Source organism: Peptostreptococcus anaerobius VPI 4330 = DSM 2949, assembly GCF_000381525.1.
GTDB lineage: Bacteria > Bacillota > Clostridia > Peptostreptococcales > Peptostreptococcaceae > Peptostreptococcus > Peptostreptococcus anaerobius.
This window is the reverse complement of sequence record NZ_KB906653.1, coordinates 1-9,612: the sequence shown is the minus strand read 5'-3', so window position 1 is coordinate 9,612 and position 9,612 is coordinate 1. Positions and strand designations below refer to the sequence as shown.

At 28.3% G+C, this 9,612-nt stretch carries 17 protein-coding genes and 2 pseudogenes; all 19 read left to right on the top strand.

Going from position 1 to position 9,612, the window contains the following annotated elements:
• Positions 1-229 (top strand): annotated as a pseudogene (locus tag F823_RS0109885) (hypothetical protein); the annotation flags it as partial.
• A gap of 300 nt (positions 230-529) precedes the next feature.
• Positions 530-730 (top strand): hypothetical protein, encoded by a 201-nt coding sequence (locus tag F823_RS0109880; protein ID WP_019595726.1) that lies wholly within the window; start codon positions 530-532, stop codon positions 728-730.
• A 32-nt stretch (positions 731-762) separates the two neighbouring features.
• Complete coding sequence (locus tag F823_RS11095) at positions 763-930, top strand: hypothetical protein (RefSeq protein WP_019595725.1); 168 nt, start codon at positions 763-765, stop codon at positions 928-930.
• A gap of 2 nt (positions 931-932) precedes the next feature.
• A complete protein-coding gene (locus tag F823_RS0109870; protein ID WP_019595724.1) occupies positions 933-1,181 on the top strand; it encodes a hypothetical protein in 249 nt (82 codons plus the stop codon).
• 203 nt (positions 1,182-1,384) lie between these two features.
• Entirely contained in the window at positions 1,385-1,843 is a 459-nt protein-coding gene (locus F823_RS0109865) for an NAD(P)-dependent oxidoreductase (protein ID WP_207636117.1), read from the top strand.
• 4 nt (positions 1,844-1,847) lie between these two features.
• A complete protein-coding gene (locus tag F823_RS0109860; RefSeq protein ID WP_019595722.1) occupies positions 1,848-2,582 on the top strand; it encodes a DNA adenine methylase in 735 nt (244 codons plus the stop codon).
• 66 nt (positions 2,583-2,648) lie between these two features.
• Entirely contained in the window at positions 2,649-2,897 is a 249-nt protein-coding gene (locus tag F823_RS0109855) for a hypothetical protein (protein ID WP_019595721.1), read from the top strand.
• A 54-nt stretch (positions 2,898-2,951) separates the two neighbouring features.
• Complete coding sequence (locus tag F823_RS0109850) at positions 2,952-3,662, top strand: hypothetical protein (protein ID WP_019595720.1); 711 nt, start codon at positions 2,952-2,954, stop codon at positions 3,660-3,662.
• Between the two features lie 20 nt (positions 3,663-3,682).
• Positions 3,683-4,030, top strand: a complete 348-nt coding sequence (locus F823_RS0109845; protein WP_019595719.1) for a hypothetical protein — start codon at positions 3,683-3,685, stop codon at positions 4,028-4,030.
• A 198-nt stretch (positions 4,031-4,228) separates the two neighbouring features.
• Entirely contained in the window at positions 4,229-5,767 is a 1,539-nt protein-coding gene (locus F823_RS0109840; protein ID WP_019595718.1) for a DnaB-like helicase C-terminal domain-containing protein, read from the top strand.
• Complete coding sequence (locus F823_RS0109835) at positions 5,757-6,752, top strand: hypothetical protein (protein ID WP_019595717.1); 996 nt, start codon at positions 5,757-5,759, stop codon at positions 6,750-6,752. The genes F823_RS0109840 and F823_RS0109835 overlap by 11 nt, the downstream gene beginning before the upstream one ends.
• Positions 6,753-6,755: 3 nt before the next feature.
• Entirely contained in the window at positions 6,756-6,953 is a 198-nt protein-coding gene (locus tag F823_RS0109830) for a hypothetical protein (protein ID WP_019595716.1), read from the top strand.
• Complete coding sequence (locus F823_RS0109825) at positions 6,946-7,752, top strand: RecB family exonuclease (protein ID WP_019595715.1); 807 nt, start codon at positions 6,946-6,948, stop codon at positions 7,750-7,752. Before F823_RS0109830 ends, F823_RS0109825 begins: the two co-directional genes overlap by 8 nt.
• A gap of 73 nt (positions 7,753-7,825) precedes the next feature.
• Positions 7,826-8,134, top strand: a complete 309-nt coding sequence (locus F823_RS0109820) for a hypothetical protein (RefSeq protein ID WP_019595714.1) — start codon at positions 7,826-7,828, stop codon at positions 8,132-8,134.
• The gene (locus tag F823_RS10700) at positions 8,124-8,360 is read left to right on the top strand and encodes a DUF3310 domain-containing protein (protein WP_019595713.1); all 237 of its coding nucleotides are present in this window, start codon (positions 8,124-8,126) and stop codon (positions 8,358-8,360) included. The genes F823_RS0109820 and F823_RS10700 overlap by 11 nt, the downstream gene beginning before the upstream one ends.
• Before the next feature lie 190 nt (positions 8,361-8,550).
• A complete protein-coding gene (locus tag F823_RS0109810) occupies positions 8,551-8,754 on the top strand; it encodes a hypothetical protein (protein WP_019595712.1) in 204 nt (67 codons plus the stop codon).
• Positions 8,754-8,945, top strand: coding sequence for a hypothetical protein (locus F823_RS11235; RefSeq protein ID WP_019595711.1), 192 nt, complete (start codon positions 8,754-8,756; stop codon positions 8,943-8,945). The genes F823_RS0109810 and F823_RS11235 overlap by 1 nt, the downstream gene beginning before the upstream one ends.
• Positions 8,908-9,276, top strand: a complete 369-nt coding sequence (locus F823_RS0109800) for a hypothetical protein (RefSeq protein ID WP_019595710.1) — start codon at positions 8,908-8,910, stop codon at positions 9,274-9,276. The genes F823_RS11235 and F823_RS0109800 overlap by 38 nt, the downstream gene beginning before the upstream one ends.
• Positions 9,266-9,612, top strand: a pseudogene (locus F823_RS0109795) (hypothetical protein); the annotation flags it as partial. The gene F823_RS0109800 and the pseudogene F823_RS0109795, both read left to right, overlap by 11 nt.

Genomic DNA, 9,612 nt, shown 5'->3' with positions numbered 1-9,612 from the left:
TGTGACTAAAAAATATAGGAGTTTATATGAAGATTGTCATGATTCATTGAATAAGACTCAAAAGGCTGAAGATATATATGATATGTGGATAAAAAAATTTCTTGATGATATATGGGAAGTATATGGTAAGTTTACAGCAAGAGAATTAGAAGACATAAACTTACAAGAATATGCTATTTGTAAGACTAGAGAAGGATTAAGCCTAGTGAACCATCTACTAGACCAATAGATATTAGGCAGGTTTATAGTGATTACGAAGGAAGACAAGTAAAGCAGATATGAGTAATATGATATTTTGGTTATTGAGGGGAAGTGCTTTTAGTGGCAGGTGGTAAGTTTGCTAAAAAAATGAAGGAGGTTCAGAAATGGAAAATAGTATAATTCCAGCAATGTGGAACGCTTATATTTAAATGGAACGAGAAACAAATAAAACTAAGTGAAGTGTTGAAGGTTATAGAATATAGTCCATTGCTTGGTAATAGAAGAACAAAAACGCATTGGATGGTAATTTGCAAGAAAGGATAAAAATATGCAGTTGTCATATAGATTAGAAGTAATAGCAGTGAAATATGCTGTCATATACATAGAAAATGAAATGTCTGGTATTAGGAGATATTTAGCGCTGAACAAAAATGATAGCGATTATAGGACAGCAATGGAAGAAAGGCTCAAGAGTTTGAAATATGAGTATAAAGAATTGAAATCATGGTTAGAAAGTGTGGGTGAATGATTATGAGTAACACAAATTTTAGGAGTAAAATAATGATTGTAAAATATATAGATAATTCAAAAGAAGAGTATCAAAACGTTACTGATATCAAAATAGAACAACCATGGATAGATGGGGGATATTTATCATTTTATCAAAGTATGGAAAGAATAAGAATCCCGCTTAAAACAGTTAGAGATTACAAAGTGGAAGAGGTGTAAAAATGGCTAAAGGAAAATCATATGTAGTTTACGAAGAAGATGAGATATTATACAGAATTAACGAAGATAAAAAAATTGAATTTTGCGAGGTTAATATACTGGGAAGCTGTGAACTTAGTGGCGAAACACATGATGGAGAATCGATTAATCTGATTGAAGACTTAAAAGATGAAATTGACTTATCTAACGAAGATTTAATTGATTATATTAGAGGAAGTGGGTTGTTTACCATGGTAAAAAGTCTTTTTTAGATTATTTAGAGGAGTTGTAATGGAAGAAGAGTGCAAATGATAAAAAAGGGGATGAGGATATAGTTAAATATACAGCTAATATATATAGACAATTAGGAGCAAGTAACCATTCTGATAAAAAAAGAGATGAATACGATTATTATGCTACAGACCCAAAAGCAGTAGAAAAATTGCTACACACTCTAAAAAAAGACGGGGTCGTATTGCCCAATAAATTATGGGAATGTGCAAATGGGGAAGGTCATATAACAAATGTATTGAAACATTGGGGGCATGATGTTGTTACCTCTGATTTAATAGACAGAGGAAGTATAGATAAAAAAATAGATTTTTTAAAAATAGAAGATAACCCGTATAAAAGGAGAAGTATTATAACCAACCCACCATACAAGCAATCACTGGAATTTGTTAGAAAATCAATAGATATATTAGAAACAGGAGAATTAGCAATATTCCATTTAAAAATTCAATTCCTAGAAGGAAAAGAGAGATATAAATTTTTCAAAGAAAACCCACCCAAATATGTATATATACACTCTAGCAGAGTTAGATGTGCAATGAACGGGGACTTTGAAAAGTATAAAGCATCGGCAGTATGTTATTGCTGGTTTGTTTTTGAAAAAGGATTCGATGGAGAAACAACAATTAGATGGATAGAATAAAGAGGTGATAATTATACGATATTTAGGTGGCAAGTCAAGAATTTGTAAGGATTTAGGGGGATTCTTTAATTCAAAACTTGCAGAGAAAAAGAGACAAGTGTTTGTAGACTTGTTTTGTGGCAGTTGTAATGTTGTTGCTGAAATAGACAATAAATACCATAGAATAGCCAATGACAAACATAAATATCTTATTGCTATGTGGAAAGCAATGCAAGAAGGGTGGATTCCACCAGACACTTGCAGCGAAGAGGAATATAAATATATAAAACAGAACCAAGATGAGGATATGGCTTTAAGTGGATTTATAGGTTTTGCTTGTAGTTTTGGTGGGAGATGGTTTGAGGGCTATGCCAGAAGAAAGGATGCTTATAGGAATTATTGTACCGAAGGTAAAAGAGGCAACATTAGGCTAATTGAAAATATGAAAAATGTTCAATTTGAAAACAAGGATTATAAAGACCTTGAGATTCCTGATGGTGCAATTGTATATTGTGATATCCCATATAAAGGCAAAAAACAATATTCTTTAAAAGAGTGTGGTAAGTTTAATCACAATGAATTTTATGACTGGGTAGAGAAAAACAAACACAGATTTGATATTTATATAAGTGAGTATAAGGAATCTACCCCAGATGGATTTAAGATAGTTTGGGAAAAGGAATCAAAAACTGGTTTGAGGAATATAAATAATAAAAAAATAAAAACCACAGAGGTTTTAATTACACCGACTTTAAGTTAGATTAAAAATAAAAGTATTATAGATATCAAAAGGTCAGGAGAAATTTTAATTTAAAGGAGATAGTATATGAAAATAGGAAATAAGTCAAAGAATAGAATAATAGAATGCGGTGATTTAGTTCAATTTGAGCCATATGAGGATTACAGGTTAATAGTATCTTTTGGAGATGAGGGTGAATACTTCTATTTAGCAATAGATATCATGAATTCATCAGTAGCTGGGAAAAGTAGACGGGGTGAAAGTTTATTTGATTTTTGTGAAAGAATGAGATATAGATTAGTTTCAAAAAATAAAGATTTAAAACTTGAATTTTAATAATAAAATGTATGTTTAGTACAAAAAACTACAATATACAAGGTTTAAGGAGATGTGGAGCGTATTAGTATAGTAGATTATTATAAAGAATATGTGGAAAATATAAAAAAGTTAAGAGAAAGTGAAAAATATCAAAAAGAATTTAATTCTATTAAAAACATCTGTGTAGAGCTTATTGAAGAAATATATGTTTTGTGTGGGAAATATAAAAATGCTTATTTTTATGAATATGAAAAATCAGAAAAGGATGTTGATTTTAATATAAGACAACATTGCAAAAGAGAGGCTTTAAAAAAAAGAGATACAGTTCTTTTCGTTAATAAATTAGAAGGTGATATTAAATATAGTCTATACAAAGAATTAAATGGAAAAGAAAATATGGGTCAAATGGTAGATTTTAAAAAATATTTAGAGTTTAAAAAAGAGGCTATTGAATCAGGGATATATGATATTGAAAAGAAGATAATTATAGACTTAATAATTGACGCTTATTATAATGACAGATTAAAAAATAAACCAAACACTAAGATGTTTTTTCCATGGGATTCAGATAGAAGACTTACGTGGTTAGTTTTAGGATATGAACATGGTTTTGATGAGGAGATGTTTATAAGCACTATAAGTTTAACTATTAAAAAAAGAAAACTTGCTAAAGATTGGTCTTTGAGTTTTTGCGATGACCCAAGCTGTTATTATGAATCCTTTGATATAGAAAGAGATGAAAAATATAAACTTGAAAACTATTTTAAAAATAATTTATGTTAAAATTTTAATGTGAGGTGTGCATGAAGATGTTTTGTAGATTAGAGGATATTAAGGATTATTTGGAAAACTTAGAACAAAAAGATGAAAAGTATTATAGGTTATATCATAATACTATAGATGACATGATGGACAAAGATATGACAAATGACTTCTTGAATAAATATAGAGAAAAAATATTAGATTTAATTGAATGTTATATAAAAGAGAATGCAGATATGCTTTCATTGGGCAAGGATTTTGGGCAATCAGATAGAGATATAGAAATGTCTATTGATTTTATGTATGATTTGGTAGTTTTACTTACTGAAAAATTCACAGAAAGTATAGAACAAGAAATTAATTATGAGAGGAAGTATATGATATTATGATAATAAATAAGGTTTATAATTTGTGGTATATAGGTCAATACAACGGTATAAATTCAACAAAATTTTATTCTAGCAAACAAGAAGCGATAAATTATTAATTAAATAAGAAGAAAATGCATGGTATTTTAAAGGCGGATATATAAGGAGGGGTGATTATTCCTGTATAGTGAAAAAATAAAAAATAAATATCCTGCCAAAATGTTGGCAGAAAGAGAGTTCCCAGAAACTCAAGTTATATCTTGTTTAATAGAGGATTTAACTTTACTAGATGATTTTGAATTAAAAGAGTCAGACTTTATCTCTATAGAATATAGAATTATCTGGAACATTATAAAAAAACTAAAAGAAGAAGGATACCAATCTGTTTCTTTGTTAGAAATTAAATCTAGGTTGTCAGAGCCTGAAAAACAGTTTTTTAAGAATGAAAATATTTGGGAAACTCTAAACGATGGGTTTTCATTAATAGAAAAAGATAAATTCAAGGGTTATTTGGATACATTATATAAAAATAACACTTACATGACACTTCATAAGTTAGGATTTGATTTGTTTAAAGAGATTACTTATAATAAGAAAACATTTGTTCCTTTTGAATTATTTAGAAGTATGTCAAGCAATGAGGTAAAAGAGTTCTACGAATATCAGATTAACAATTTTGGGACAGTTGACACAGATAAGAGTATAGAGGAAAGTATAATAGCTTTTGATGATGATTACATACATGATATTATGGAAGGTAAGTCGGTAGGCATATTGTTTGATAATGCAGGTGAGGATATTGTAGGAAATAAAATAGAAGGATTCCCAATTATAAGCAGACAGTCTAATGGTTTATTACCAGGAACACTATCTGTTCTAGCCGGATATACTAATGTGGGGAAGTCTACTTTCTTAATATCTTTGATAATGGCATTATTATTTCGAGGAGAAAAAGTGGTTTTATGTTCTAACGAGCAAAAAGTAAAACCATTTAAAGATAATTTTTTAATGTGGGTTCTTGTCAATAAATTAAACTATAAAAAATTAGATAAGAATAAATTAAGACAAGGGAGAAAGGCATTTACTGAGGAAGATATGAAGATGATTAATCTTGCCAGAGATATTTGGGAAAAAGAATACCAATCAAAGATATTGTTTATATCTATACCTTCAGCGAAAATGGAACACGTTGAAAAGAAATTTAGAGAGCACCATCTAAGGGGTGGATACACTACTTTTATATATGATACTTTTAAGCTTGATTTTACAAATAAAAAAGAGGCTTTTTGGTTGTCATTAATAGATGATTCAAGAAAGTTAGCTGAATTTGCTAATAGGTATGCAAATAATAATGTTAAGGTATTTGCTACAATGCAGAATGCTTTATCAACCGAAGGACAACTATGGCTAACAAGGTCTGTTCTAGCTAACTCAAAACAGGTAACTGAGGTATTCCAAAATTTATATCTTATAAGAGATATGTATCAAGAAGAAAAAGACCCTGATTCTAAGTTTTATTGTAAACCATATAAAGTTTCCTATTCAATAAACAAAGATGGGTCTAAAGTAAAAAACATAATTGATTATGAATTAGACTATAATCAAGTCTATAAGATTGTTTTTTTAGACAAATTAAGAGAGGGAAAAACATCCCAATCTGGAAACTATGCAATTGTTGTTAAATATGATGGGGAGTTTGGAACAATGAAAGAGGTGTGTTTTTGCACCCCTGTTAGAAAGAGTATAAATGCAAGTTAAAAAAGCATTGCTTGAAAAAAATAACATAGAGAAAGTCTTAAATTTTTATGGTTATGCCAATATCGTTGATAAAGGAGATGAAATTAGATGTGGTTTAACCATAAAAACAAACCCATCTTCAATTGCTATATATAAAAACGATAATATATCTGCCATGGATTACGGCAGGAATATAAATGGTGATATATTCACTCTAATTATGGAACATAAAACAATAAGTTATTCAGAAATAATTAGTGATATAAAGTCTCTTTTAGGTATTGAAATAACATATGCTGTAAAAGAAAAAAACGAGAGTGTATCAAGGGTTTTTGATGATATATTATTTAAGAAAAAAGAGGAATTGAAAATTTACTCAGAGGATACCTTAGATAAATATGATAAGAAATGGAATCTAAGATTTCTAAAAGACGGTATATCAATCGAAACTCAGAAAAAATTTGAGATAATGTATGATTATGAAACAGAAAGAATAGTTATCCCACACAGAAATTCTGAAGGTGAGTTGTGTGGAATAATAGGCAGAATCAACTCTGATTTAAATATAACAAATAAGTATTATCCATTAATTGCATACCCAAAAGGACGTGCGATTTTTGGGTATGCACAGAATTATAAAAATCTATATAACGCAGAAACCATATATATTGGAGAATCGGAAAAATTTGTAATGCAATTGGATAGCATGGGTTACCATAATGCTATAGCTTTATCAGGCAGCAGTATTACGAAAGAACAATCATTTTTAATAGCAAAACTAAATCCTAAAAAGGTGGTGTTTTGCTTTGACGAGGGACTAGAAGAAACTGTTATATATAGATGTGTGAATAAATTTTTTATGCTAACCAATAAAATGAATATAGAAACAGGTATTCTTATAGATAGAAATAACAAATATCTATTAAAGGGAAGTAAAGATTCACCATCAGACAATGGTATATATATATGGGAAAGCTTAATTAAAGAATGTTACGAAAGGATATAACATATGATTAAAATAAATGCTGATTTTGAAATAGAAGCAAATTTGTATGGATACTATGAATTTGAAATTGAAAAAGAAAAATGGGATAATATGACTGAAGAAGAAAAAATTATATACACATATAGAAATGGAATACCAACAGTGGTAGATATATTAGAAATAAACGAAGATATATCAAATATAGAGGTGGCAGATGAATAATATCAAAAAGGAATTATATAGTTTTAGTAAATTAACAACATTCCATACTTGCCCATATTCATATTATCTAACATATATAAAAAAAGAGAAACGAAAAGATAATGTATACTCTTATTTAGGTGGTAAAATACACTCACTGTTAGAGGATTTACAACAAAACAAGATAAATAACCAAAAAGCAATTTCTCTATTTTTATCATATTTTGATGATGCTGAGATACTAGGATATAACTTCCCTACGGAAAATTCAAGTAAAAACTTTAAAGAATGTATGGTTAGTTATTTTGAAAATTACAAACCTTTTTGTGTTCAAGACTTTAAAATAGAAGAATATTTTGAAGTAGATATAGAGGGAGTCCCTATTAGGGGATATATAGACCTATACACTATAACTGATAATAAATATATAGATATATATGATTATAAATCTTCATCTAAATTTACAAAAAAAGATTTAGAGATAAAAAAACTCCAGCTTATAATTTATGGTTTAGCTTTAAAAAACAAATATCCTAATATGGTTGTTAGAAGTTTGAGTTTTGATATGTGCAAGTATACAAAAAATTCAAGAGGTACAATAATAGAAAGAAATAAATCAAACGAATATACAGGGAGAGCTTTAGTGGAAATTCCATTTACAGAAGAGAATATAAACAAAGCAAAAGAGTTTGTTTTCGATACATATAAAAAGATAAATAATAATAATGAAGAAGAATCTAGTTGGATACCATATATCAATAAGTTTTTTTGTAAAAATATATGTAGCCATTATAAGATATGCCCTCATTTAAAATTTTAAAATACAAAATAAAAAAATATATATTGAAATATGAATAAAAATATGATATAATATTGATATAGGAAAGGATGACATGATAAGAATAAACAAAAAGTACGCAATAACAGTAGACAGTCTATGTTTTATACTTAATGAAGTAAAAAAAAATAAAGATGGTGAAGAATATCTTAAACAGCTTACATATCATGGAACTTTAAGAGGGTTGTTGACAAGCATTGTAAAAAGAGAAATTAAAGTTAAAAATGCAAAGGAATTTAAAGATTTAGAGGAGAAACTTTGTGAAATTGAAGATTTAATTAAAAGAAAAAAAGATATTAATGTTAGTTCTTTAAGAAAAGAATATTTTGAATATAAAGAAAGGATTGAAAAAAATGGAATATGATATAAGAATAAACAATGAACCTCCATATAGATATGAAGGTAAAGGAAAACATAAAATTGAAACAATAGAAGCTATGGAATACTGTGCAGAAAAATTTAATCAAAAGCAAGCTGTATCTGTTTCTCAAATAGTAAAATATTTAAGCAGATATAATGATAAAAATGGATATGAAGATTTAGAAAAAGCCTGTGATTATATCAAAAGACTTACAGGAGAGTGGGCATAAAAAATGGTTGACGATATCAATTATACTTGCAAAACGAGGGGTTGTATCTGAATTAACTGTTGAAGAAGATGGAATGTTGCTTTTGATTGTGGATATAATGCGATTTTAGGAGTTCATGATGTTGAATCTTATGAAGAAATATTAGAGTTAGTGAAAAATATTTTAAGAAATGGTTAGGAGATGAATAGTAATGGAATTACCTTATAAATTACAGGTTATAGCTGTGGAATATGCGATAGAGTACATAGAGAGTGAAATGTATACAATAAATAGATATGGATTTGCATCTGCCAATTCTAGTGAAGATTATAAAAATGCATTGCAAGGTAGATTAAATAGCTTAAAACAGGAATACAAGCAACTTAAAAGGTGGCTTGAAAGTGAGGAAGATTAATGAAACATTTAGTTATTGAGTATTTTGACTACTATCCTATGTATAAATTTGTGTTTGATAACGAGGAAGATGCAAGAAAATTTGAGAAAGAACAAAATAAAATGGCGGAATACGAACCACGTACAGAATTTATTTACAGCGGGGTGATAGGTAATGAACAATATAGTCTTGCTGATAATAGCATTAAATAAAATCAGTGCACTGACAACACGTACATTCTTTTTGTTAACAGTATATACATTGTTGACATATATAATTTTAAAAATATATGTTGAAGATAATGTTTTTGGTGATGAAAAGAAGGCAGTTACTGATAGTTTGATAAAAAAATACAAATTAAAAATAACGTTGGCGGTTTGTATAATAAGTTTTATTTTAAGTAATATAATACCAACTCAAGAAGAACTGGTTTTATATTTTGGAAGTAGGTATGTGACAACAGAAAATTATAAGGCAGCAAAGGGTGAATTATTAGATTTTATAAGGGATATCAAAAAGGAGATTGAAAGTGATGGAAACTAAAGAATTAGAAAAATACATAAATGAAAAAGTAGAAGAGTTTAGAAAAGACCTTGTTCTTGATATTAAAAATAAGGTTAAAGAAGTTGAGAGACCAAAAACAATATGGGATTTAAAAATTGAAGATGGAGAAACATATTATAATATAAGACCAGATGGATACATAAGGACACAGCATTTTAATTCTATATATGATTGTGATACTAGAGATATGGGGAACGCACTTTTAACTAAAGAAGAGGCTGAATTTGAAGTCGAGAGGTTAAAGATTTTAGCTATTATGAAAAAGTATAGTAGACCTTTTAAAAAAGAAGATGAAAATTGGGTTATATCTTTTGA